Raw genomic sequence first — 23,819 nt, forward strand, 5'->3', positions numbered from 1 at the left:
CATCTGCGGGGCCGTTATCAACCGGCCTGATTTCCGACCTTCCGCTGTGGGCGTTCCAGCAGAGGAGACGTCACTGGCGCCTTGTCACTCCATCCGAATCCACCTGGTCCAGGGCCTGGACCACGCCTTCCCAAGGTGGGCGCGCCGCATTCTTGACCCGGTCGAAATGGCCTTTCGCGTCGTAGGCGGGCTCGGCCGGCAGGAGGTCATGGATTTCCAGCCGGCCGCTGGCCTCCAGCACCGACGCTTCCGCCAGGATGGTGTCGTGCCGGCTGCGGGCCAGGGCGAGCTGGGCGGAACGCAGGTTCTCGTCGGAAAGCAGCACGTCCCGGGTGGTGCGCAGGCCATAGCCGTACTCCGCCTGGGAACCCTTGAGCGCCAGGTCGGCGGCGGCGACCTGCGCCGCGTTGGCCTTTACCCCGGCCTGTCCCGACAGGAGTTGGTTCCAGGCCTGGGCGACGCTCTGAACCACTTGGCGGCGAACCATCTCGATGGCCACGCGATCACTGCTGTTGAGGGCCGTGGCCTGACGCACCTGGGACGCGGTCAGGCCGCCGGTCAGCAGGGGCAGCGTCATGGTCACGCCCGCCGTCACGTCCTGGCCGTAGTCGCGCGTGTCCAGCGGCGAGATCGGGCCAATGTAGCCATAGGTCCCCTGCAGCGCGACGGTAGGGCGATAGGCGGCCTTGGCGGCGGCGATCTCCGCGCGCGAGGACTGCTCCTTCAGCCGGCTCTGCGCGAGCAGGGGATTGGCGTCCTCGGCCAGTTCGAACGCCTGGTCCACCGAGATCGGCAGGCCCGGCAGTCCCGTGGGTTCGAGAAGCTCTCCTGGCGGCTCGCCCACGGCGGTGGCGTATTCGGCGCGGCTGATCTGGAGCTGTGCGTCGGCGGCCGCCAAGGCTGCGCGCGCGGATTCGAGCTGGGCTTCGGCCTCGGCGACGTCGGTCCTGGTCACCTGGCCGAGCTTGAACTTGGCGGAGGATTCCGCGACCTGACGTTCCAGCGTGGCCGCGTCCGCCTGGCGGACCTGTAGAATCTGCTGGTCGCGCAGTACGTCGACATAGCCCTGGATCACCGACAGCAGGACCTGCGACTCCGTGGAGCGCAGACCCTCCCGTCCGGCGCCGACGGACGCCTCGGCCGCCTTCACCGCCCAGGCCGTGCGCCCGCCCGTATAGAGCGGCTGGGTGACGGTGATGGCCGCCTGCCCGGAATTGCCGGACGCGAAGCCCTGGCTGAAGTCGGTCGAGTTCGGCCCGCGCTCGTACTGCGCGCCGGCGCTGAAGCTGGCGGTCGGACGCCATCCGGCCTTGGCCTGGACGTAACTCTCGTCCAGGGCCTGCTGCTGGAACCGCTGGCCGGCGAGCACCGGATTGGTGCGATAGGCCATAGCCAGTGCATCCTGTAGGGTTTCGGCGAGGGCCGACCCGGGAAAAGCCGAAACGGCCAGCCCAAGAAGCACCCACCCACGCCTATTCATGACGCAGCGCCTTGGCGGGTTCGGCCCGCGCCACCGCGAACGCCTGGCCCGCCACGGTAGCGAGCGCGATCGCCAGGGTCAGGGCGGTGGCGGCGAGGAAGTAGAGCGGGCTGAGCCCGATCCGCTGGTCGAACCCCGATAGCCAGTTCTGCATCGCCAGATAGGCCAGGGGCCACGCGATGAGGTTCGCCAGCAGAACCGGCCGCAGGAACTGGCCGACCAGCAGCTTGAGCACATCGCCGGTCGATGCGCCGAGCGTCTTGCGGATGCCGATCTCCTTCACCCGCCGCGCGGTGTTGAACGAGGCCAGCCCGTAGAGGCCGATGCAGCCGATGCCGACCGCCAGGACCGCGCCTATGGTGAACAGGCGTCCGTGCTGGTCGTCGGGGCGATAGTAGTGCTGGAGACTGTCGTCGATGGTCTTGGCGCGGAACGGCGATGTGGGCGCGATACGCCGCCAGGCCGTAGCCAGGCGCGCCATGACCGCCTGGGGATCTGCGCCGGAGAAACGCACGCCCGCCGCCGACTCCTCGATATTGACCAGCGAGAACCGGTAGATGGTTGGCGGCACCGGATCCCGGGGGGAGCGGAAGCGGATATCCTCGACCACGCCGATGATGGTGTGGGGTACGAAGGTGTTCAGCCCAGCGCCTTCGCCTATCGTCTTGCCGACAGCTTCCTGGGCGCTGTGAAAGCCCAGCGCGCGCACCGCGCTCATGTTCAGGACGACATTGCCAGGAAGCGGCTTGACCTTGGCGCCTTCCGGCGGCTTCGGCGGAAAATCGCCGCCGTGGCTGCGGTCCGGGAAGCGACCCGCGATCAGGCGGGCGCCATAGGTCTGCAGGAAGTCCTCGCCGCCCCAGACGTAGTTGAAGCTGCGACCTTCGCCCGGCGTCCCAGGCAGCTTGGTGTTGCCGGAGTTGGTGTTGTCGTCCACGCCGGGAGCGATGTCGCCCAGGGTGGCGTGCACGACCCCCGGCACGGCGCGCCAGGCGGCAAGTATGTTGGCGCGCTGATCCGCCGTCAGGGCCGAGTCGTTGATGGACTGGATAACGATCAGCCCCTCGCGCCGGAAGCCGAGGTCGGCCCGCCGAAGATAGCCGGTCTGGTTGACGATCACGCCGGTGCCGATGGTGAAGGCTATGGCGATGGCGAACTGGATCACCACCAGCACCTCGCGCACCCGCCCTCCGGCGCGGCCGCCGCCAGGGGTCCGCGCCGAAGCCAGCACCGCCGCCGCGTGGAACCGGGACAGCACCAGAGCCGGATAGAGCCCCGCGCCGAACCCGACCACGGCCACCACCAGAAGCACGGCCAAGAGCAGACCGTCCGAGCCGAAATAGTCGATCTTCAGCGACAGCCCGCCCGCGGCGTTCACCAGCGGCAGGGCGATTTCGCACATCGTCAGCCCGATCAGCGCGGCGAGCAGGGCCGTCGCCAGCGCCTCGCTCATGAACTGGACCATCAGCAGGGAGCGGGTCGCGCCCATCACCTTGCGCACGGCGACCTCACGCGCCCTTAGCCCTGCGCGGGCGGTGGCGAGGTTCACATAGTTCACCCCGGCCAACAGCAAGGTAAGCAATCCCACCGTGCTCAGGCCGGCGACTACGGCTGCATCCTTGGGGTTGAGCAGGTGCGCCGCCGTCAGCAGCAGCGTGCGGATCCGGATGGTCGTGTGCGCGGGCCCTGGACCGAGATCGGACCCCGCGTGCCGGTCGGAAAAGCGGTCGAAATCGTCGTCCAGCGCCTTGGCCTGCTCGGGCGTCTGGAACCGCAGGTAGGTTGAAAGCTGCTGGCTCCCCCAATGCCGCCAATACGGGTCTTCGGCGAGCGAGGGGATTTTCAGCGGAACCAGGAAATCAAGCTGGAGCTCGGTGTTCGGCGGCAGATCCTTCAGGACGCCAGCGACCCGGTAATCGTGCGCCTCGCCCCTGAAGAACAGCGTCAGAGGCCGGCCGATCGGGTTGGCCGCGCCGAAGTAGAGCTTCGCCTTGGCCTGGGTCAGCACCACTTCGTCGGGGCGGCGTAGCAGTGTCGCCTTGTCACCGGCGATCAGCGGCAGATCGAACACCTGGAAAAAGCTCGGATCGACCTGGGTGAAGCCCTCCGGCGTTATGCGCGCGCCCTGTCGAACCGAACCGCTCGCCCCCCAGGTGCGGACGCCGACGAGCTGCGGATAGTCCCCGTGCAACTCGTCCAGTATTGCGCCCATGCTGCTGTTCACGGGCGGCAAGCCGCCGCCGGGGCCCACCCATGAGGTGCGCAGCGTGTAGATCTGGCTGGCGTTGGGGATCCACCGCTCGAAGCTGGTCTCGAAGCGCACGTCGAGCCACAGCACGAGGAACACCGCGATCCCGACCGCCAGGCCGAACACGTTCAGCGCCGCGTATAGCCGGTGACGGGTCAGCGAGCGGTAGAGCGTCAGCAGGTAGTGGCCCCACATCGCCTGGACTCAGATCGCGCGGCGGGCGGAGACGACAACGCGGCCGTCCAGCATGTCGATCCGGCGCTTGGCCAGGTCCGCATGGCTGGGGGAGTGGGTGACCATGACGATGGTGGCGCCCTCCGCATTCAGGCCCTGCAGGATGTCCATCACCTGAGCGCCGTTCTCGGTGTCGAGGTTGCCGGTGGGCTCGTCGGCCAGGATCAGGCTGGGGCGGCCGACGATGGCGCGGGCGATGGCGGCGCGCTGCTGTTGTCCGCCGGAGAGCTGGTGCGGATAGTGCTTGGCCCGGTGCGCGATCCCTACTCGGTCCATCGCCGCCTCGACCCGCACACGCCGGTCCTTGCCTGCCCAGCGGCGGTAGACCAGGCCCAGCTCGACGTTCTCGGCGATGGTCAGTTCGTCGATCAGGTTGAAGCTCTGGAACACGAAGCCGAGGTTGTCGCGGCGCAGGCGGGCCAGTTCGGCCTCGGACAGCTCGGTGATCTCCTGGTCGCGGAAGCGGAATTTACCGGACGTCGGCCGGTCGATCGTGCCCAGGATGTTCAACAGGGTGGACTTGCCGCAGCCGGACGGCCCCATCACCGCGACGAACTCGCCCTCCTCGATGCTGAGGTCGATGTCGCGCAGCGCGGTCGTCTCCACCTCGTCGGAGCGGTACAGGCGATGCACGTCGGCGAGCGTGATCATGGGGCTCTCTTCTCGATTCAATGCAGGATCAGGTGGGTGAACTTGTCGAACCCGGCATAGCTGGAGACGATCACCCGCTCGCCGGGATCCAGGCCCGAGGTGATCTCCACCTGTTCTGGATTGCGGCGGCCGATGGCGATGGTGCGGCGGTCGGCGCGATGTCCGCCCGCAGCGACCACAAAGGCGTAGGTTCCCCCGCCGCCCTCCAGCCAGCCGCTGTTGGGCAGCACCACGGCGGGGCGGGTGTCGCCGAGCGTGATGCGGATATCCACGCCTTCCCCGCGCCGCAGACCCGCCGGGGGCTGACCCTTGAAGATCAGCTCGGCGCGGAAGCGGCCGTTGGTCACTTGGGGCAGCACCCGGCTGACGCTGAGCATCACGCTGCGACCGTCCAGGTCGGCGCTGGCCTGCTGGCCCGGCGTCACCCGGCCGAGATAGAATTCGTCCACGTCGGCGGTGAGCTTGTAGGCGCCTTCGGAGTCGATCTGGCCGGCCGGATCGCCGGCCTTGAGCGATTGTCCGGGCTCCAGGGTGAAGTTGGTCAGCCGCCCCGCCACCGGCGCGCGCACGACCAGGGCGTCGAGGCTGGAGCGGACCACGTCCAGGTTGCTGTTCAGCCGGCCGCTGGTTTGGTGGATCTGGGCGGCCTGGGCCCCGGCGATGGCGTCTTCCTGATGCTGCCCGGTCTTCAGGTCCTTCAGCCGGTTCTGGTAGTAGTTCGCCTCGTCGCCGTAGGTCTTCACCTCCGCGTCGGAGACAAAACCCTGTTCGTGCAACCGCTGGCGGATGTCCAGGTCGTGGCGGGCCTTGAGCAGGCTGTAGTCGGTCTCAGAAATCTCCTTCTCCCGGTCGAGGCGGTTGCGCTCCAGGGTGAGCTGCTGGGCGCTGGCGTCGCCCATGCGGCCGGCGATCTCGGCCTCCTTGGAGGTGACGTCGAGCTTGAGTTGGGGGTTGGTCAGGGTCGCGAGCGCCGTTCCGGCCGCCACCTCGGTCCCGTCCAGCACGATCACCTTGTCGACCTGACCGCCCTCCACCGCGGTGACGAACACGGTGTGAAGCGGCGCAACCTCGGCGCGGACGGGCAGGTAGTCCTGGAACGGCGTACGCGCGACCTGGCCGATCTCTACATCCGAGGTCTTGACCGTCAGGCTGCCTGGCGGCGGGATCAGGCGTACGGCCAGGGCGACCACCGCCACGGCCAGGACCGCCGCGCCCACGATCAGGGCCAGCCGGCGATGCTTCCAGCGCGGCTTGGCCACACGCCGGTCCATACCCTGTCCGGCGGCGGGGAGGGGAGGTGTCTGCGATTCCAGGTTCGGGCGGTCGGCGATATTCACCCGCACAGCTTACGATGGGCGGCCGCATAGGCTAACCATCGGTCTCTATTGACTTTTTCTTGTGTTGAACGTTGCATGTGTTCGGCTGAAGACAGGACTGTCCGGTTCCGAACATGCAAGACGAACTGTCAAGTGCGGCCAGCGCCGCGCGCCGCGACCATGTGCTGTTCGTCGACGACGACGCCGATGTGTTGAAGGCCGCCGGCCTCCTGCTCGATCGGCACGGCTTGCGCATGACCGGCGCGCGTCATCCGAGCGAGGCCTGGAGCGTCCTGGCGGCGGAGCCGGTGGATGCGATCCTGCTCGACCTGAACTTCGCGCGCGGCGCCGTTTCCGGCGAGGAGGGCTTCCGTTGCCTGGACGAGATCATGGCCCACGATCCGGATGCGGTGGTGGTGGTCGTCACCGGCCATAGCGGGGTCAATGTCGCTGTGGCCGCCATGCGGGCGGGCGCCAGCGACTTCGTCACCAAGCCCTGGAGCAACACCCGGCTGATCGCGACTTTGGAGACGGCGCTGGAGCTGCGTCGACGGCGGCGGGAGTCCGCGGCGTTGAAGGCCGATGGCGCCGCCCTGCCGCGCGAAGTGGGCGATACCGACATGCTGTTCGGCGACAGCCCCGCCATCGGTCGGGCGCGGGATCTGATCCGACGGGCGGCCCCTACGGACGCCTCGGTCCTGATCCACGGCGAACCGGGGACCGGTAAGAGCCTGATGTCGCGCATGCTGCACCGCCAGTCGGCCCGCGCGTCGGGCCCCTATGTGCCGGTGGACCTGACCGCCCTGTCGGCGGACGAAATGGAAACGGCCCTGTTCGGCGATCGGCGCAACGACGGCGAGACCTTAGGGGCCTTGGCCGACGCCCGCGGTGGGACCCTGTTCCTGGACGAGGTGGGCGCGTTGACCCCCGCGGTGCAGGCGCGCCTGCTCGCCGCGTTGGAGGTGCGCGGGGTCAGGTCGCCGGGAGCGGACCGGACGGTCGCGACGGATGTGCGTATCGTGGCGGCCACACGACGACGGCGCGAGGAATTGAATGGACGCGGCGGCCTGCGCGCCGACCTGTTGTATCGGCTGAACACGGTGGAGGTGTTCGCGCCGCCTCTGCGAGAGCGTGGCGGCGACACCTTGATGCTGGCCCACTATTTCCTGCGCCTATTCGCCCTTCGCTACGGCCGGCCGCTCAAGCCGCTGACGGACGAGGCGTCCGATGCGATCGTGGAGGCCTCGTGGCCCGGCGATGTGCGGGCCTTGCGCCAGGCCATGGAGCGGTGCGTGATCCTGGCGGAGGGCGATCGTTATGAGATCGCCGATATCCCCTTTCCCAATAACGGGGGGGAGGGTGAAGCGTCGATGCGTCCAAACCTGAACCTGGGCGAATCCGAACGCGCCCTGGTGGCGGCCGCCCTGAAGCGCAACAGTTTCAATGTCAGCCACGCCGCTAAGCAGCTCGGCCTCACGCGCGCGGCGCTCTATCGGCGCATGGCCAAGCATGGGCTTTAAGCGGGTCGTCCTGCTCGGCCTGGGCCAAGTCCTGCTGTTCGCCTGCGGCGTGGGCGCGACTGTTTCGATCCAGGCTGGACTATACGCGTGCGCCCTGGCCTTGGCCTTGACCGCGCTGTGGCTGGGCGCCTCAGCCGCCTGGGCCGGGCGTCCGAGCCCGCCCATGCGCGCCGCTCCACCGATGCCGGACATGGAGGCCGTCCGGGCGGATCAACGCCTGCTTCGCAGCCTGATCGACCAGACCCCCGCGCCCCTGCTGATGCTGCATCCCGACGGCGTGATCACGGCCGGCAATCGCGCGGCGAGGACCCTGTTTCGCACCGACGACCGCCTGGTCGCGCCGCCAACGGCCCTGACGGAGGCGCTGAAGGCCGGCGCGAGCGGCGGGCGGCTGACGGTGGAGTTGGTTGCGGAGACCAGCCGGCGCACCTACGCCATGTCGCTGGCCGATCTCGCCGGCCCCCATGGGACCATCCGATTGGCGGCCCTGCTCGATATCCAGCCGGAAATCCATGCGGCCGAGGCGGCGGCCTTGCGCGACCTGATGCAGGTGCTCAGCCACGAGATCATGAACGCCCTCACCCCTGTGGCCTCCCTCGCGGCGACGGCGACCGAACTGCTGGCCGACGAAACGCCAGCCTCGCTCGCCTTGGCGCGGGACGCCGTGGCGACCCTGGCCCGTCGCGCCGAAGGGCTGATGCGGTTCGTGGACGCGTATCGCACCCTCGCCCGACTGCCGCCGCCCGACCCTAAACCGACCAGTCTGGCGGGACTGATGGAGGAGACCGCGCGGTTGTTCCGCAGTCGCTGGGAGCCGCGAGGCGTCCGCTTGGAGTTGACCTGTCCCAGTCCAGACGTCGTGCTGGAGCTGGACGCCGACCTGGCTATCCACGCCTTGTCCAACATCCTTTCCAACGGCGCGGAGGCGGCGCTGGAAACGCCGGCCCGCACCCCGACCGTGCGGTTCGCCGCCCAGACCGATCCGGCGGGCGCGACCTTGACGATTTCCGACAGCGGACCCGGCGTATCGCGCGAACACCGCGAGCGCATCTTCCAGTCCTTCTTCACCACCAAGCCCGAAGGCGCCGGGGTGGGGCTGAGTTTCGCCCGCCAGGTCGCGCTCAGCCATGGCGGGGACCTGACCTTGTCGGCCCAGGCGCCGGGCGAGGGCGCGGTGTTCCTGATGCGGCTGTGAACGTCTCTATGCGTGCAGTCCGTTGTCGGCATGCGGCTCAAAGCGAAGCTGGTGGCGACGGCCCGGGGCTCCGGCTAGGCTCCCACGTGCGTTCGTGCGCTGGAGGGTAAGCTGATGAAGAGGTGGCTTTGGCCGATGATCCTGCTGGCGGCCGGATTCGCCGTTCAGATGAGCGGCGTGGCCTTGGCGGCCCTCCCTCCCGGTTCGACGGATGAGGAGCGCGCGTTCCTGCAGAAGAACGCGACCGCCGAAGGCGTCGTCACCTTGCCTGGCCTCCAGTACAAGGTGCTGAAATCGGGACCGGCCGACGGACCTCACCCGCTCCGGTCGGACGAGATCAAGGTCCGTTACGAAGGCAGGTTCATCGACGGCAAGGTGTTCAACACCTCTCCCGACGCGGGCGTGGGCGAGACGGACTTCCCCCTGCAGAAGCTGATTCCGGGCTGGATCGGCGCGCTGCAGATGATGCGTCCCGGAGACGTCTGGATGCTCTACATCCCAGCCTATCTGGCCTACGGGGCCGCCGGCAAGACCTACATCCCGCCGAACAGCACCTTGATCTTCCGGGTCGAGCTGGTGGCCGTCAGCAAGCCCCAGCCCGAAAAACCGTAGGGGACCGACGCCGGCTACTTCCCGGTGATTTCCTTGATGTGCGCCTGGACCTGGGCCTTGCCGCCGACGCTCCAGACCAGCTTGAGGTGCGCCAGGGTGCGGGCGGCGGCGCCTTCGAACTTCCACTCGCAGTTGTCGAAGCGGCATTGGTCGAAGATCGGAACCGCCTCGCCGGTGTAGACCAGGCGGCAGTCGCGGAATTCGCAGCCTTCGAAGCTCTCGCCGTCCAGGACGACGGTCTCATGATTGTAGCTGGTCGAAACTTGCATAGGGATTTCCTCAGGCCTCGTCGGTCGATGGCGCGGACGGGGCGTCGTTGATGGCGGCTTGGGCCAGGTCGTGTTCACGCTGCAGGCGCTTGGCGTCGGCCTTCTCGGCGGCCTTGGCCGCCTTGAGGCGCTCACGTTCCTTGCGTTCGAAAGAGTAGTTCGGCGGTCGCGCCATGCTGGTGACTTCCTGCTCGTAAGGGAGCGCGGACACCGGACATGGCGCGCAAAACCCGGCGGGGTGACGGTTGGATTAGACGGCGGAGCGCTTATCGCTCCCTCCGGCTCGTGTCGAGCTTACACTGGCTTGAAGCCGTCCGGCTGACATTTCGCCGACGCCTCGGCGACCATGGCCGAAACCAGGGTCAGGACACCGGGCGCCTGCCGGTCTGGTAGCGGACGATAGTGGTGGATTGCGGTGGCAGCACGAGGCGGAAGATCGGGCGGCCATCCTTGACCCCGGCCTCGTGATCGGCGCGCACGAGCGAAGAGCCGGCGGGCAGGGACAGGCGCAGTTCGAACGTGCGGGGTTGGGAGCTTGCATTGCTGATCTCCACGCGGTTCTCGTCGTCCAGGCGCGCCGAGATCGCCCAGAGCAGCCCAGGAATGATGGGTATGGGCTGTAGGTCGGTGCGGTCGATCGTGCGATGTTCGTGGGTCTGGACGATCTGCAGGTCCGGCGACTCGCCCAGCCGCCACTCCACCTCCTCGTCCTCGGCCAAGTCGCGGGTGTTGGTCTCGCCGACCAGCAGGGGCCGTCCGCCGCCTGGCTGGAAGATGGCGATGCGGCCCGACGGCAGGGGCAGGCCGAGGTGATGCGCGGCGTCGTTGCGGGTGCGCAGCAGCACCGATGCGGCTTGCGCGGGCCGGTCCAGTTGGCTGGGCAGGTCCGCGCCGTAGATGCGCTCGACGGGGACGGCGAACTTGTCGAGCAGGCGGACCTGCTTGGACTGGCGGGATGCGATGGTGGTGCGCGAGGGCGTGCGGTAAAGCTTCAGGTCGCCGAGCTGTTCGAGTTTCGCGCTCGCGGTGACAATGACTTCACGGACTGACATGGGCGCCGGCGCAGCACCGGCGGCAAAGGCGTAACCGCCCATCAGGAAGTTGGCCGACGCTCGTCTCATCTCGAGCCTGACCGGCTCTGGCGTATCGCTGGTCGAGCCTCGCGGCCAGCACTTGGCGAGGATCGCGGTCCCCGCGTCGATGGGCTCGACCTGGCCCGTCCGGTGGTTCAGCCGGCCAGCGACCACCTGGGTCCGCGCCTCGGGAAAGCCCGTCCCGTTCGAGTTGGCCAGGGTCAGCCATGCGCCGAGGTCCAGCGTGTTTCTGTCCTTCGACAGGGTCGCGACATAGTCGGCCGACCAGTCGAACCCGCGCGCCAGATAGGACAGGGTCACCGTGGCGGTCACCGGCTTGGGACTGCGGGTCAGCACCGACAGGGTGGGCGTGGCCGACAGTCCGGTGGTGTCGCTGGCGAAGCTGAAGCTCTCCGACAGGCCCGAGCAGCGCAGCGCCTCGATCCCGGCCGAGGTCTCGAACACCACCCCGCCCTCGGCGTCCGACAGGATCCGCCCCGCCACTCGCTCGGTCCCGCCGCCCTTGGGGTGGGTGCGCACCAGCTCGACCGGATGACCGACCGCGAGCGCGATCAGGGCCGAGGGGCTGAGCAGGTGGGCGTCGCGGTTCTTCTCGATCACCCCGGACGGCAGGCCGACGACGATGGCGCTGGCCGGATCGATCCCGTCCGCCACGCCCTCGAACCGCAGTCGGCTCTCGCCCGCCGGCAGGGTGACGACCCGCGTCTCGCTCACCAGCGCAAAGCCGTTGAGGAATCGGAGGTCGATTCCGCCCGCGCCGCGATACGGCGAGCGGTAGACGGTCACCGACAGGTCGCGGGGCGGCGAGGCGGCGATATCGGCGGCCCGGACCGGCGCCGCGATCGCCAGGGCCAACAGCAGCGCGAGGCCGGTGCGCACGCGAGGCTTCTTAGAATCGAGTGTCGAAGGTGGCGGTGACGTGCGCCTCCCCGTTGGCGGGTACGCTGACCTTCCAGACGGCGACATCGGCGCTGCGCCGCTCGCTCTTCTGGCTTTCGGTCACGATGCGGGTGTCGCCGACCAGGCCGTCCTGCAGCAGGTCCACGGTCACCGGATGGGGCATGGCGTTGGTCAGGGTGTAGCGCATGGCGGTCTTCCAGCGGAACAGCCCCTCCTGCTCGCGCGCCGTTTGGACGGGTTTGACCTTGACGTCGAAAGCGTCGCCGGTGGACAGCGACAGGGTCGAGCCCATGGGCGTGTGGTCGATGCGGCTCTCGCCGATGAACTGCGGATCGCCACGCCTGTCGCGCATGTAGAAGCGCAAGACGCCTGCCGGAAGCTGGTCGCCGAGCCCGGCCGTCGAGCCGGTGCTGAAGCGGTAGACGCTCTTGGCGCTCTGCGGCTCGTCGGAGGTCTGCAGCCAGCCGTTGCGGTACTCGTAGGCGTGTTCGGCCGGCACCCCGTGGACGTCGAGGAAGCTCACCTGCTTGGTCTGCTGGTTGGCGATCGTGGTCCGCTCCGCCAGCGGGTAGAGGTAGAAGTCGCCGAGCCGCTCGCGCCCGCCGCTCTCCACGCCGGCCTTGACCAGGGTTGGGCGAGATTGTCTCCACGGCTGGTAGACCGCTCCCTGGTTCTCGTCGCCAGGCGAGCCGGCGACGAGCACGGTCTCGGCGTTCTCGAACGTGGTCCCGGTGGTGTTGGTCAGCGTCACCCAGCCCTGCACGTCCAGCTTGCTCGCCGCCTCGTCGTAGGAGGCCACATAGTCCGCCCGCCAGCCGAGCCCCGGCGTCAGGTAGGACAGGGTCGCAGGCCGCGCGCCGCCACGCCTGGCGTCGACGATCACCGACAGGGTGGGGCGCGCGCGCAGGTTGTCGGGCACCTTCTCGAAGATCACCCGCACCGGCAGTCCGTCGTCGCGCAGCACCTCGATCCGCTGGCCGATCTTGAGCACCGCGCCGCCGTTGGTGGCCAGCACCTCGGCGGTTTCGCGGGTCTCGGCGCCGGTGGCGGGGTTGGTGCGCACGATGGTGACGGTCTTGCCCACCGCCTTCTCCATCAGCTTGGCGGGGGTCAGCAGGTCGAAGTCGAAGTTCTGCTCCACCACCCCCAGGTCGGGCGCGCCCAGCGACACCGTCTCGGGCCGGATCTTGCCGGACACGTCCTGGAACTCGATCCGCTGGCGACCGGCGGCGACGTCGATGTCGCGGCGGTCCTGCACCAGGGAGAGGTCGTTGTTGTAGATGGTCACCGCCAGGGTGCGTCCGGACTCGGCGGCGCCGGCGGAGGCGCATGACACAACCCAGGTCGTGGCCGCAACGACGGCGACAGCCGCAATTTGAAAGCGCAGCATCGTCTTCCCCAACTTCGAGGCGAAGATGGAACATGCCGCGCGCGCTGTCACCTGGGTGTTCGCCCTGCAGACCGCCTTCGTCTCGGCCGGAATGGGCCGTTCCCCTGGGGTTGGAACGCGCAAAGCGGTGGGTTCGGACATTCGCTAGGCGACGTCGGTAGCGGAGCGCACCATGAGGGGCAGTCGGTGTTCCGCTCGTGAGGTCTATGCAGAACGCCCTTTCCATCGGCGGGGCATGCAAACACACTGCCGCTGCGGAAGATTTCGGGGGCGAGATGAAGCGGGCGGATCGACTGAATGTGGCGCGGGCGATGGCGGTGGGGCTCGCCGGGCTGGCCTGGGCGAACACGATGGCGGTGGCGGCGCCTGCATCCCCTTCGCCCGCCGCCGACCCACCGACCAACCCGCTCTGGAGCGAGCAGAAGGTGCGCAACTACCTGCCGGACATGAGTTGGCCGGAGGTGGAGGACCTGCTCAAGCGCACCGACATGGTGATCATCCCGGTCGGGTCGTTGGAGGAGCACGGGCTGCACGGCCCCATCGGCACCGATTTCCTGAACGGGACCGAGCAGGCCAAGCTGATCGCACAGAAGACCGACGTGCTGGTGGCGCCGATCCTGATGCCCGGCAATTCGCCCTACCACATGGGTTTTCCGGGCACGATCACCCTGTCGGCCGAGACCATCGAGAAGGTGTATTTCGAGGCGGTGCAGAGCCTGATCAAGCACGGCTTCCGTCGCTTCCTGCTGCTGAACGCCCACGGCGGCAACGCGGCGACCACCCGCTTCATCGTCGACCGGATCAACCAGGAGACGCCCGGCGTGGCGGTTGAGCTGGGCGAGGCGGCTGGGCCCTTCATGTCGGGCGCCTACAAGGCCGCGGTGGCGAAGGGCGCGAAAGAGTTTCCGGAGCCCAGGGTGTTCGACCGCCATTCCGGCGTCGGCGAGACCAGCGATTCGCTCTACCTGATCCCCAACCTGGTGAACATGAAGGCGGCGCGCACCGCCAAGATGACCCTGCCGCCCCACCTCCAGGCCATGCTGCCCCAGGTGATCGCCAAGGACCGCACCGCCAACCTGGTCTTCCTGGCCGAGGCGCTGAAAGCCAAGGAGACCGGCAAGCACACCTCGACCCGCGAGATGTCGGACACCGGCGTCTGGGGCGTGGCCGACATCACCACCGCCAGCGCCGCCCAGGGCAAGGTCCAGACCGAGACCTTCGTCGACGCCTCGGTCCAGTTCATCGAGGCCTGGAAGAAGCTTCGTCCGATGGGCGTCAACTGAGACGGGTCACGTCGCCGCGGAGATCGCGATGATGCCTATCGGGGCTGCAGCGAGGCGGCGATGACGTTGTCGCTCTCGGTGCGGATGGTGCGCTTCTTGTCGTTCAGGGCCTTCCAGGTCGGATCGTCGACCAGCCCGGCGCGCACCTTGGCCACCACGGCTTCGCGCCGTCCGAACGCGGCGAGGTCGCGGTAACGGTAGACGAACAGGGAGTCCCAGCGTCGGCCGACCGGATCGCGGTTCATGTAGATGCGGTAGCCGGCCAGGACGCCGTCCTTCATCCAGCCCCGCACCTGGGGGATCACATAGCCGTCGACATAGGCGGAGTACTCAGCCTCGCTGTTGTACTCGTAGGGGATGACGTAGAAGACGCTCCCCGCGCCGTCCCAGTCCCCGTCGGTCCAGGGCATGTCGGCCGAGTAGGTCTGCGCCGGCGTCCCCAGCGCCAGGCCCTGCGCGTCCAGGCCGCCGGGTTGGGTCCGCTCCACCTGGTCCTGCCAGCGCCCGACCGAGGCATAGTCCGGAAAGCGCACCACGAGCATGGCGTCCCAAGTGTCCACGTCGTCATAGACGTTGAACAGGATCTGGTAGTCCTTCAGCAGGCCCTTGGCTTTCCAGGCCGCCAGCCGGGCTAGCTCGACGTGCTCCAAGTAGGTGCGGAACGCGGGGCGATCGGCCGGCTTGCTGCGGTAGGTGATCAGCAGGTTCTGCGGGCCGTCGGCGGGCGTTTCGGCCCTGGCGGGCTTGGGCAAGGGGAAGAGCCCAAGCCACGCGACCGCCGCGAGGCCGCAGGCGAGGGCGCGACGAGACGGCTTGGGTCCGGGACGGAACATGCTTCTAACCTCTCGTTCGGTCGCATCGGTGGCTTGATATGCTCCGTGCAGCATCGACCTCATCGGCTGTCGCGAACCTGTCACCGGCATTTGATCCGTATACGGATTTTTCCTCTACCTCGTCTCCAACACGACGATGTCGAATGCGCCGGGGGCCGGGACCTCACGTCCGCCGGTGGCGGATTTCACCATCCGCTTGGCGGCCGGCAGATAGACGCGACCCGTGCGGGGGTCGAAGGCGCCGGTGCGGGCGCCGGTCTCGGTCGCCGCCATGCTGATCACGCGCGGCGCACCACCGGACAGGGCCGTCACGGTCAGGCTGCCTCCGTTGGCGGGCGAAGGTATGAGGGCGCGGTCGCGGGCGGCGTCGTAGAGCACCGCGTCGGCGTCCTCGCCGGTCTTCAGCATCGCGATCGTCCGGCCTTCGGGCGAGATGACCTTGGCGAAGCCGTTGCCGCAGGCGGTCACCATCACCTGGGACTTCGGCGAATAGATCAGTCCGGTCGGGCCCTCGCAGCCCTCGAGCTTGAAGCGGGCGGCGACCTTGCCGGTGCGCAGGTCCACCTTCACCAGTTCGTTCCTGTCCTCGACGTTGACGAACAGCGCGCCTCGACCGTCCACGACCGCGGCTTCCAACTTGCCGCCGATCGGGATCGGGGCGCCGGCGACCTTGGCGGCGAGGGGGTCGATCAGGGTGATGTCGCTCGAGGCGCCGTCCATGACCGCGACCAGCTTTGTAGCGGGATCGTACACCGCGCCGTCCGGCTTCTTGCCGGTGGGCAGGGTGGCGACCACCTGGCCGCTGCCGATGTGGAACAATACAGCCGTTGCCGCGTCCCCGTTGGTCGAGATCGCCAGGTCGCCGAAGGGGAGCGGCAGGGCGGAATGGACGCGCTGGCCGGGGAGGAGTTTCTCGGTCACTACGCCGCTATCAAGGTCCACCGCCATCACGCCGTAGCCCCGCGCCACCAGCAGGCGATGCGGATCGGTGGAGACGCTGGCGTAATCCCAGGGCCCATCCGGGCCGGCGATGTGAGCCACCACTTTCGGCGGCGCTTCGCCTCGGGCCGCAGGGGCTGCGGCCGCCAAGGTTAGGCCTGCGAAAAGTCCAAGGTGTCCGAGCCGCATCGAATAGGTCTCCTTTGTCCTCGTCACGCTAGGCGGGGCGCCTTACGGCAGCCTGACGGCGGCGCCGTCAGGCTGGGGACAGGTCGAACGCGCAGGAATTGGCTGTATTAGGGTTGGCGAACGCGTGGGTGGGTCCACGCGCTGGCCTTCACCCCAACAAAGACGGTCCCATGTCCCGCGTCCTGCTCGTCGAAGACCGTGCGCCGATGCGGTTGCTGATCGCGGCGCACCTGCGTGAGCGCGGCTTCGTGGTGGACGAGGCGGGGACGGCGGCGGAGGCGCGCGATGCGCTGGCGGTCGGGGTGTACGCCGCCCTGGTGGTCGATCTCGGCCTGCCCGATGGGGATGGGTCCGAGCTGCTGGGACCGCAGGCTCAGGGCTTTGGGCGTTCAGCCCCGCCGGCCCTGATCATCACCGCGCGCGACAGCGTCGGCGATCGGATCGCGGGGTTGAACGCCGGGGCCGACGACTACCTGACCAAGCCGTTCGACCTGGAGGAACTGGAAGCGCGATTGCGCGCGATCCTCCGCCGGCCCGGCGCGCGGCGCGATGTGCGGCTAAGCGTGGGCGATCTAGTGTTCGACACCACCGCGCGTCAGGCCTGGGTGGGCGAGACCGCGCTGCCGCTGCGCCGGCGCGAGTTGCTGCTGCTGGAGACGCTGATGGTCTCGGCCGAGCGGATCATGGTGCGCGACCTGCTGGAGGAGCAGCTCTACGGCTTCGAGACCTCGGTCACGCCCAACGCTTTGGAGGTCTCCATCTCCCGGTTGCGCCGCGCGCTGGAGCAGGCGGGCTCGACAGTGCGATTGGAGACCAACCGGGGCATCGGCTACCGCCTGACCGCCGAGACCGCGCGATGAGGGTCTTTGCAAGTCTGAGGGCGCGCCTGGTGGTGGCGCTGACGACGATCTTCCTCTTGGGCGCCGTGGCCACCTTGCTGATGATCTCCAGCCACGCCCGCAGCGTCGGCGAGGTGCTCGAGGACGCCAGTCTCGAGACCCAGGCCCATGACCTGATTGGCGCCCTGCGGTTCGACGCCGCCAAGCGGCTGGTCGCCGTGCGCATGCCACCGGTCTGGGCCCAGGCCTACGCCACCGGCAAGGCCGCCTACGCCGTCTATGGTCCCGATGGCCGACTGGAAGCTCGTTCGATGGGCGGGGGAGCGCCGCCGGCGCGGTTCGCGCCGAAGCCGGGGCAGGACGCCACGCCGCTGCGCCTGGTCGGGTCGGCGCAGGACCTAGCGCTGGGGGCGAGCGCACCATTTGGCCGCTCGGTGGCGGTCACGCGGATCAATCCGGGCCTGCCGCATCCTGACGCGCCCGATCCCTGGGACAGCATCGTGCCGCTGACGCTGGTGGCGACCTTGGCCGCCGCCGCGGTGCTGGCGTCGTGGCTGGTGGCCGGCTGGAGCCTGCGGCCTCTGAGACGAACGGTGCAGGAGGCGACGGCGATCGGACCTGAACGCCCGGCCGCACGCCTGTCGGTGGCGGGCCTGCCTTCGGAGTTCCAGCCCTTGGCCACGGCGCTGAACCGGGCGCTGGACCGGGTCGCATCGGCCTACGTGGCCGAGCGCCGCTTCACCGCCGACGCCGCCCACGCATTGCGCACGCCATTGTCGGTGCTGGACCTGAGGCTGCAGCGCGCCCAGGCCGGCGGCCATGTCGACTGGCCCGTGGTGCGCGCCGATCTGGCTGAGCTGGCGCGGGTGGTCACGGCCCTGCTCGCCCTGTCGCGCGCCGATCGTGTGTCCGGGCCCGAACCGCACGCCGCGCTGAACCTGGCGCGCATGGTGCGCGAGGTCGCCGCCGCCATCTCACCGGCCTTGGAGGCCGAGGGCCGTGGCCTCGGCGTGTCGGCCCCGGCCACCCTGAGTCTCAAGGGAGACGCGGGCGAACTGCGCGACCTGCTTTACGCCCTGCTCGACAATGCGCGGGTGCATGGACGCGGCGAGGTGTCGGTCATGCTCCATCAGGTCGAGGCGCGGGCGGTGCTCATCGTGCGCGATCAGGGCGACGGCGTGCCGGAAGCCGAGCGCGAGCGGATGTTCGAACGCTTCCGCCAGCGCGATGCCAGCCGAGGCGGCGCTGGCCTGGGCCTGGCCATCGTGCGCCAGGCGGCGAGGAATCATGGCGGCGAGGCGCATTTCAGCGGCCCGGCCGAGATCGAAGTTCGGCTGGACCTGGGCTGATCGTCCTCCAGTCAGGCTGACGTAAGCCAACCGGGTCAAGTTGGCGCCATGCCGAGCCTTGCCAGACTCTTGTCGACCTGCGTGGCGCTCTCCGCGACCCTGCTCGTGGCGGGATGCGCCAGCTATCGCCCGCTGCCGCTCCCGACCACGCCGACGCCCACAGTCGAGGCCGCCGCGCCTTTTCCCGATGGCCCGCTGACATCGGAGCAGATCACCGCCCTGGTGCTGCGGGATGACGCCGAACTGATCGCGGCGCGGCGACAGAAGGGCGTAGCCGAGGCGCAACTGCTGCAGGCGGGCCTGCTGCCCGATCCCAGTTTCGGCGGGGCGATCCTGCCGCTGACGGCGGGGCCGGGGACGACCTTCGCCTGGAACGCCAATATCCAGGAGGACCTGCGCGCCCTGGTGACGCTCAAGGCGCGCAAGCAGGGCGCCCGCGCCGCCTCGCTGCAGGTGGACGCCCAACTGCTCTGGCAGGAGTGGCAAGCGGTGGGCCAGGCGCGGTTGCTCTACGCTCAGATCGTCTCCGGCGAGCGGGGCATGAGGCTGTTGGTCGAGACCCAGCGGGTGTTCGCCGACCGCACCGCGCGGCTGGACCGGGCGCTGGCGGAGGGGAACGCCACGCTGACGACTTCCGCGCCTGATCTGGCGGCGCTGCAGGCCGCCCGCGCCCAGGTGGACGCGCTGGAACGCCAGCAGCTCGTGCGCCGGCACCAGCTCAACGCCCTGCTGAACCGCGAGGCCGACGCGCCCCTACGGCTGGCCGACGCGCCCGCCGCGCCGGACGTGGACCTCGCCGCCGTCGACGCCTCGGCCGTCGAGATCGCGCAGCGTCGCCCCGACATCATCGCGCTCCGGCTCGGGTACCGGGCGCAGGAGGCGCGCACCCGTCTGTCGATCCTGATGCAGTTCCCGGCCTTCAACTTCGGCGTCGGCGGGGGCAGCGACAACAGCAACGTGCGCTCGGTCGGCCCGCAGTTCAGCACCACCCTCCCGGTGTTCGACCGCAACCAGGGTGACGTCGCCGCCCAGCACGCCACCCGCGAACAGCTGCACGCCGAATACCAGGCCCGGCTCGACGCCGCCTATTCCCAGGCCCGCGCCGCCGTCGCCGAACTGCGTCAGGCGGAGCGCCAGCTGGCGGTGGTGCGCGCCGATCTGCCCGGGACCCGCCGCGCCGCCGCCCAAGCCGCCAGCGCCTTCCAGGCCGGCGCGTTGGACGAACTTGGCTACGTCGACCTGATCTCCGCCAACCTGACCAAGCAGCAGGAGATCGTCGCCCTCGAACAGACCGTGCTCGAACAGCAGGTGGCGCTGGCGACCCTCACCGGCGCCGGCCTGCCCGCCATCGACGCCCTTCCGGACACCGCCGCATGACCCGTTCGTTCGCCCTCGCCCTGCTCGCTGTCTCCGCCGTCGCCGCGCCCGCGCTTGCGGACGGGACCACCCTGGTGCGCACCGAGACGCCGCGCCGTGGAAGCGCGCCCCGCACCTTCACAGCCTATGGCTCGGCGGCGGCCTCCAGCTTGGCGGCGCGCTCACTGACCCTGCCGCAGACCGGGCAGGTGGTCTCGGTGCTGGTGACCCAGAGCCAGGCGGTCCGTAAGGGGCAGGCCCTGCTCAGTTTCGCCACCGCCCCCTCGGCGATCAGCGGCTATCGCCAGGCCCAGACGGCGGTGACGCTCGCCAGGGCCCAGCAGCAGCACGCCGTCCAGCTCTTGGCCCAGCAGCTCGGCACCAAGGACCAGCTCGCCGTGGCCGACAAGGCGGTCGCCGACGCCCAGGCCCAGCTATCCGCCCTGGCGCGCGAAGGCGCGGGCCGGGCGAGCGTCACGCTCACCGCCCCCTTCGACGGGGTGATCGCCACCGTTCCTGTGGCTCCCGGCGACCGCCCGGCCGCCGGCGCAGCGCTGGTCACGCTGAACCGCAGCTCGGGGGTGCAGGTCTCGCTGGGCCTGGAGCCCGGCTGGAGAAGTCAGGTCAAGGTCGGCCAGGCCGTCCGGCTGGAGCCGCTGGGCGGCGGCCCGGCCATCGACGGCCATGTGATCCGGGTCGACGCAGTGCTGAACCCGCGCTCGCGCCTGCTGGACGTGGACATCGCCGTCCCCGCCGGCCAAGCCATCTCCGGCGAGGCCTTCCGCGCCCGCGTGGCGGTAGGCGTGCTGCAGGGCTGGCTGCTGCCCCACGAGGCGGTGCGGGTCGAGGACGGCAAGGCCTTCGTATTCCAGGTCGCTGGTGGCAAGGCCCACCGGGTGGACGTGGAAGTGGCTCAGGCCGGACGCGACGTGGATGTGGCCCAGGGCCCGCTCGATCCCGCCCGGCCGTTGGTGACGGTGGGCGCCTATCAGCTCGACGACGGCGACGCCGTCCGCACCCGCTGAGACCGAATATCATGGGTTTCGCCGATTTCGTGAAGAGCCAGGCGCGCGCCCTGGTGGTCATCGCGCTGGCCCTGGCGGCGGCTGGGACGGTGGCTGGGCTCGGCCTGCCGGTGGGCCTGTTTCCCCAGACCTCGTTCCCCCGCGTGGTGGTGGACCTGGACGCCGGCGACCGCCCGGCCGACCAGACCGCCCTGCTGGTGACCAAGCCGATCGAGGAGGCGGTGCGCGCCGTGCCGGGCGTGCAGGACGTGCGCTCGGAGACCACGCGCGGCTCGGCCCAGATCTCGGTCGACTTCGGCTGGGGCCGCGACATGCAGGTCGGCACGCTGAACGTCGACGCCGCCATCGCCCGCGCCCTGCCCAACCTGCCGGCCGGGACCGCCTATGGCGTGCGCCGGATGGACCCGACCGTCTATCCGATCATCTCCTACGCCCTGCGCTCCGACACCCTGACGCCGGTCCAGCTCCAGGACCTGGCCGAGCTGCAGATCAAACCGCTGCTCTCCTCCATCCCCGGCCTGTCGCGGGTCGACGTGCAAGGCGGCCACGTGGCCGAGGTGCAGGTGCTGGCCGATCCGCACCGGCTCGACGCCTACGGCCTGGCCCTGTCCGACCTGACGACTGCGGTCGGGGCCGGCAACGTGATCAAGGCCACCGGCCGGGTGCAGGATCGCGACAAGCTGTTCCTGGTGCTGGCCGACCGCACCCTGCATTCCGCCGCCGACGTCGGCGAGATCGTGGTGCGCTCCGATGCCGACGGCGTGGTGCATGTGCGCGACGTGGCCGATGTCGTGGACGGCGAGACGCCCAACTGGATGCACGTGTCGGAGGACGGCCGCCCGGCGGTGCTGTTCAACGTCTATGAGCAGCCCGATGGCAATGCGGTGACGATCGCGAAGGCGGTGCGCGACAAGCTGGCCGCGTTCAGGCCGCCGACGGGCGTGCGCATAATCAACTGGTACGACCAGAGCCAGCTCGTCACCCAGTCCGCCGACGCCGTGCGCGATGCGGTGCTGATCGGCCTGGTGCTGGCCGCCATCGTGCTGATCGCCTTCCTGAGGAGCTGGCGGGTCACCCTGATCGCGGTGATCGTGGTGCCGGCGACGCTCGCCATCACCGTGCTGGTGCTCAGCCTGCTGAAGATGAGCTTCAACATCATGACGCTGGGTGGGATCGCGGCGGCGGTCGGCCTGCTGATCGACGACGTCATCGTCATGGTCGAGCACATCGCGCGCCGGGCCGGGGCGGTGGACGAGCACGGCGAGGTGGCCGGGGCGGACGCGGTGCTGCCGGCCGCGCGCGAGTTCCTGCAGCCATTGACCGGTTCCAGTCTCGCCACCCTGATCGTCTTCATCCCGTTGAGCTTCCTGTCTGGCGTGACCGGTGCGTTTTCCAAGGCGCTGTCGATCACCATGGCCGCCTCGCTGGTGATCTCCTTCCTGCTGACCGCTGTCGTGGTCCCGGTGCTGGCGCGAAACCTGATCGATTTCCGCAAGTGGCGCGATCCGGGCGCCAAGGGCGACGGGCCGCTGAACCGCGTGCATGAGCGCCTGCTCGACGCCCTGTTGCTGCGGCCCTGGATACTGGCCATCGCCCTGGTCCCGCTGCTGGTGCTGGGCTTTGTCGCCGCCAAGGCGGTCCCGACCGGCTTCATGCCCAAGGTCGACGAGGGCGGGTTCGTGATGGACTACTACACCAAGGCGGGCACCTCGCTGATCGAGACCGAGCGCGAGATGGCCCAGGTCGACGCCATCATCCGCGACATGCCCGAGGTGGACACCTTCTCGCGACGCCTGGGGACGGGGCTCGGCGGCGACCTGGGGCAGAGCTATCACGGCGACTACTTCGTGCGCCTGAAGCCCGACCATGCGCGCTCCACCCCCGACGTGATGGAGGCGGTGCGCAAGGCGGCCGAGGACCAGGTGCCAGGCGTGGAACTGGAGCTGGCCCAGCTGATGGAGGATCTGATCGGCGACCTGACCTCGGTGCCCGAACCCGTCGAGATCAAGCTGTTCGCTGCCGACCCCTCGGTGCTGATCCCCCAGGCCAAGGCCATCGCCGCCGCGGTGCAGAAAATTCCCGGCGTGGTCGAGGTGAAGGATGGGCTGCAACTCGCTGGCGACGCCCTGGACGTGAAGATCGACCCCGCCCGCGCGGCGGTGGAGGGCGTCACCCCTGACGACGTCTCCCAGGCGGTGGACCAGGCGCTGAACGGCGCGCTCGCCACTAGCCTGCCACAGGCGTCCAAGGTGGTGGGGGTGCGGGTGCGCATACCCGGGGCCATGGACCTCAGCGAGGGCGACCTGGCGGATCTGCCGATCCGGGCCAAGGACGGCCACGTGTTTCCGCTCAGTCGCGTGGCCGACATCGTGGCGGTGACCGGCCAGCCCCAGATCGCGCGTGAGAACCTCCAGCCCATGATAGCGGTCACCGGACGTATCGAGGGCCGGGGGGTGACGGCGGCTATCGGCGATGTGACCCGCTATCTCGACAAGCCGGGCGTACTTCAGCCGGGCGTGCGCTACGACCTCGGCGGCCTGTATCAGCAGCAGAAGATCGCCTTCGCCGGACTGACGCGGGTGTTCGCCGCCGCCCTGATCGCGGAGTTCGTGCTGCTGCTGGTGCTTTACCGCCGGTTCTGGACCCCGGTGATCGTGATCGGCTGCTCGCTGCTGTCGACCACCGCGGTGTTCACCGCGCTGTGGCTGACCCATGTGGAGCTGAACATCACCGCCCTGATGGGCATGACCATGATCATCGGCATCGGGGCGGAGATGGCGATCTTCTACGTCTCCGAATGGGAAGAACTGCGCGTCCACATGCCAGCCCGCCAGGCCCTGCGCGAGGCCAGCCGCAACCGGGTGCGTCCGATCACCATGACCACGCTGGCGGCGATCCTGACCCTGGCGCCCCTGGCGCTCGCCATCGGCGCGGGATCGGGCATCCAGCAGCCCCTGGCCATCGCCATTATCGCCGGCCTGCTGCTGCAGTATCCGTTGGTGCTGCTGGCCATGCCGGTGTTGTTCGGGCTGACTCTACCGAAAGCGGAGGCGGGTGGAGCGATCCCCGATCCCGGTTGAGGCTGCGTCTCGAACCG

Annotated in this window: 19 protein-coding genes; 9 read left to right on the top strand and 10 right to left on the bottom strand. The window is 69.2% G+C overall.

The genetic code is table 11. The features are described from left to right. Positions 1–70: 70 nt before the first annotated feature. Genes GSQ87_RS00300 through GSQ87_RS00315 form a run of 4 tightly spaced genes read right to left on the bottom strand, consistent with a single transcriptional unit; the run spans position 71 to position 5,884 of the window. Positions 71–1,480, bottom strand: a complete 1,410-nt coding sequence (locus tag GSQ87_RS00300) for a TolC family outer membrane protein (protein WP_158912572.1) — start codon at positions 1,478–1,480, stop codon at positions 71–73. Continuing rightward, positions 1,473–3,923 (bottom strand): ABC transporter permease, encoded by a 2,451-nt coding sequence (locus GSQ87_RS00305; protein ID WP_158912573.1) that lies wholly within the window; start codon positions 3,921–3,923, stop codon positions 1,473–1,475. Before GSQ87_RS00305 ends, GSQ87_RS00300 begins: the two co-directional genes overlap by 8 nt. Positions 3,924–3,932: 9 nt before the next feature. Beyond that, on the bottom strand, positions 3,933–4,613 hold the full coding sequence (locus tag GSQ87_RS00310) for an ABC transporter ATP-binding protein (protein WP_158912574.1): 681 nt from the start codon (positions 4,611–4,613) through the stop codon (positions 3,933–3,935). A gap of 17 nt (positions 4,614–4,630) precedes the next feature. Next, on the bottom strand, positions 4,631–5,884 hold the full coding sequence (locus GSQ87_RS00315; protein WP_158912575.1) for an efflux RND transporter periplasmic adaptor subunit: 1,254 nt from the start codon (positions 5,882–5,884) through the stop codon (positions 4,631–4,633). 179 nt (positions 5,885–6,063) lie between these two features. Here GSQ87_RS00315 and GSQ87_RS00320 point away from each other — a divergent pair, with 179 nt between their 5' ends. The 3 genes from GSQ87_RS00320 (at position 6,064) to GSQ87_RS00330 (ending at position 9,256) form a co-directional block, all read left to right on the top strand. After that, entirely contained in the window at positions 6,064–7,449 is a 1,386-nt protein-coding gene (locus GSQ87_RS00320) for a sigma-54 dependent transcriptional regulator (RefSeq protein ID WP_158912576.1), read from the top strand. Beyond that, on the top strand, positions 7,439–8,644 hold the full coding sequence (locus GSQ87_RS00325; RefSeq protein WP_158912577.1) for a PAS domain-containing sensor histidine kinase: 1,206 nt from the start codon (positions 7,439–7,441) through the stop codon (positions 8,642–8,644). The genes GSQ87_RS00320 and GSQ87_RS00325 overlap by 11 nt, the downstream gene beginning before the upstream one ends. A 114-nt stretch (positions 8,645–8,758) precedes the next feature. After that, positions 8,759–9,256 carry an FKBP-type peptidyl-prolyl cis-trans isomerase gene (locus GSQ87_RS00330; protein WP_254062681.1) on the top strand — a complete coding sequence of 166 codons (498 nt, stop codon included), beginning with the start codon at positions 8,759–8,761 and terminating at the stop codon, positions 9,254–9,256. Positions 9,257–9,270: 14 nt separating this feature from the next. Here GSQ87_RS00330 and GSQ87_RS00335 read toward each other — a convergent pair whose 3' ends face one another. From GSQ87_RS00335 to GSQ87_RS00345, 4 genes are all read right to left on the bottom strand, one after another. Beyond that, a complete protein-coding gene (locus GSQ87_RS00335; protein WP_158912578.1) occupies positions 9,271–9,525 on the bottom strand; it encodes a hypothetical protein in 255 nt (84 codons plus the stop codon). Between the two features lie 10 nt (positions 9,526–9,535). Then, positions 9,536–9,700, bottom strand: coding sequence for a hypothetical protein (locus GSQ87_RS22295; protein WP_174241385.1), 165 nt, complete (start codon positions 9,698–9,700; stop codon positions 9,536–9,538). A 187-nt stretch (positions 9,701–9,887) separates the two neighbouring features. Next, entirely contained in the window at positions 9,888–11,498 is a 1,611-nt protein-coding gene (locus GSQ87_RS00340) for a DUF4139 domain-containing protein (protein WP_158912579.1), read from the bottom strand. Between the two features lie 10 nt (positions 11,499–11,508). Further along, positions 11,509–12,909 (bottom strand): DUF4139 domain-containing protein, encoded by a 1,401-nt coding sequence (locus GSQ87_RS00345; protein WP_158912580.1) that lies wholly within the window; start codon positions 12,907–12,909, stop codon positions 11,509–11,511. Positions 12,910–13,184: 275 nt separating this feature from the next. Between GSQ87_RS00345 and GSQ87_RS00350 the strand changes: the two genes are divergently transcribed. After that, entirely contained in the window at positions 13,185–14,192 is a 1,008-nt protein-coding gene (locus GSQ87_RS00350) for a creatininase family protein (RefSeq protein WP_158912581.1), read from the top strand. 35 nt (positions 14,193–14,227) lie between these two features. Here the strand turns inward: GSQ87_RS00350 and GSQ87_RS00355 are convergent, their stop codons facing one another. Both GSQ87_RS00355 and GSQ87_RS00360 read right to left on the bottom strand, forming a co-directional pair. Then, a complete protein-coding gene (locus GSQ87_RS00355) occupies positions 14,228–15,025 on the bottom strand; it encodes a hypothetical protein (RefSeq protein WP_158912582.1) in 798 nt (265 codons plus the stop codon). A 114-nt stretch (positions 15,026–15,139) separates the two neighbouring features. Further along, entirely contained in the window at positions 15,140–16,153 is a 1,014-nt protein-coding gene (locus tag GSQ87_RS00360; protein ID WP_158912583.1) for a YncE family protein, read from the bottom strand. A 170-nt stretch (positions 16,154–16,323) separates the two neighbouring features. On the opposite strand from GSQ87_RS00360, the gene GSQ87_RS00365 reads away from it, so the two are divergent. The 5 genes from GSQ87_RS00365 to GSQ87_RS00385 all read left to right on the top strand — a co-directional run bounded on the left by GSQ87_RS00365 (position 16,324) and on the right by GSQ87_RS00385 (position 23,802). Beyond that, complete coding sequence (locus GSQ87_RS00365) at positions 16,324–17,013, top strand: response regulator transcription factor (RefSeq protein ID WP_158912584.1); 690 nt, start codon at positions 16,324–16,326, stop codon at positions 17,011–17,013. Then, positions 17,010–18,341: a HAMP domain-containing sensor histidine kinase gene (locus tag GSQ87_RS00370; protein WP_158912585.1), complete on the top strand. Its 1,332-nt coding sequence runs from the start codon at positions 17,010–17,012 to the stop codon at positions 18,339–18,341. The genes GSQ87_RS00365 and GSQ87_RS00370 overlap by 4 nt, the downstream gene beginning before the upstream one ends. An 81-nt stretch (positions 18,342–18,422) precedes the next feature. After that, positions 18,423–19,718 carry a TolC family protein gene (locus GSQ87_RS00375; RefSeq protein ID WP_158912586.1) on the top strand — a complete coding sequence of 432 codons (1,296 nt, stop codon included), beginning with the start codon at positions 18,423–18,425 and terminating at the stop codon, positions 19,716–19,718. Further along, positions 19,715–20,722, top strand: coding sequence for an efflux RND transporter periplasmic adaptor subunit (locus tag GSQ87_RS00380; protein ID WP_158912587.1), 1,008 nt, complete (start codon positions 19,715–19,717; stop codon positions 20,720–20,722). Before GSQ87_RS00375 ends, GSQ87_RS00380 begins: the two co-directional genes overlap by 4 nt. 11 nt (positions 20,723–20,733) lie before the next feature. Beyond that, positions 20,734–23,802, top strand: coding sequence for an efflux RND transporter permease subunit (locus GSQ87_RS00385; protein ID WP_158912588.1), 3,069 nt, complete (start codon positions 20,734–20,736; stop codon positions 23,800–23,802). The last annotated feature ends 17 nt before the right edge of the window (positions 23,803–23,819 follow it).

This window comes from Caulobacter sp. S45, from assembly GCF_009765965.1.
Taxonomy (GTDB): domain Bacteria; phylum Pseudomonadota; class Alphaproteobacteria; order Caulobacterales; family Caulobacteraceae; genus CAHJWH01.

Coding starts and splice junctions, on each gene's coding strand:
- GSQ87_RS00300 (WP_158912572.1), bottom strand. CDS start 1,480: ATGAATAGGCGTGGGTGGGTGCTTCTTGGGCTGGCCGTTTCGGCTTTT.
- GSQ87_RS00305 (WP_158912573.1), bottom strand. CDS start 3,923: ATGTGGGGCCACTACCTGCTGACGCTCTACCGCTCGCTGACCCGTCAC.
- GSQ87_RS00310 (WP_158912574.1), bottom strand. CDS start 4,613: ATGATCACGCTCGCCGACGTGCATCGCCTGTACCGCTCCGACGAGGTG.
- GSQ87_RS00315 (WP_158912575.1), bottom strand. CDS start 5,884: ATGGACCGGCGTGTGGCCAAGCCGCGCTGGAAGCATCGCCGGCTGGCC.
- GSQ87_RS00320 (WP_158912576.1), top strand. CDS start 6,064: ATGCAAGACGAACTGTCAAGTGCGGCCAGCGCCGCGCGCCGCGACCAT.
- GSQ87_RS00325 (WP_158912577.1), top strand. CDS start 7,439: ATGGGCTTTAAGCGGGTCGTCCTGCTCGGCCTGGGCCAAGTCCTGCTG.
- GSQ87_RS00330 (WP_254062681.1), top strand. CDS start 8,759: ATGAAGAGGTGGCTTTGGCCGATGATCCTGCTGGCGGCCGGATTCGCC.
- GSQ87_RS00335 (WP_158912578.1), bottom strand. CDS start 9,525: ATGCAAGTTTCGACCAGCTACAATCATGAGACCGTCGTCCTGGACGGC.
- GSQ87_RS22295 (WP_174241385.1), bottom strand. CDS start 9,700: ATGGCGCGACCGCCGAACTACTCTTTCGAACGCAAGGAACGTGAGCGC.
- GSQ87_RS00345 (WP_158912580.1), bottom strand. CDS start 12,909: ATGCTGCGCTTTCAAATTGCGGCTGTCGCCGTCGTTGCGGCCACGACC.
- GSQ87_RS00350 (WP_158912581.1), top strand. CDS start 13,185: ATGAAGCGGGCGGATCGACTGAATGTGGCGCGGGCGATGGCGGTGGGG.
- GSQ87_RS00355 (WP_158912582.1), bottom strand. CDS start 15,025: ATGTTCCGTCCCGGACCCAAGCCGTCTCGTCGCGCCCTCGCCTGCGGC.
- GSQ87_RS00360 (WP_158912583.1), bottom strand. CDS start 16,153: ATGCGGCTCGGACACCTTGGACTTTTCGCAGGCCTAACCTTGGCGGCC.
- GSQ87_RS00365 (WP_158912584.1), top strand. CDS start 16,324: ATGTCCCGCGTCCTGCTCGTCGAAGACCGTGCGCCGATGCGGTTGCTG.
- GSQ87_RS00370 (WP_158912585.1), top strand. CDS start 17,010: ATGAGGGTCTTTGCAAGTCTGAGGGCGCGCCTGGTGGTGGCGCTGACG.
- GSQ87_RS00380 (WP_158912587.1), top strand. CDS start 19,715: ATGACCCGTTCGTTCGCCCTCGCCCTGCTCGCTGTCTCCGCCGTCGCC.
- GSQ87_RS00385 (WP_158912588.1), top strand. CDS start 20,734: ATGGGTTTCGCCGATTTCGTGAAGAGCCAGGCGCGCGCCCTGGTGGTC.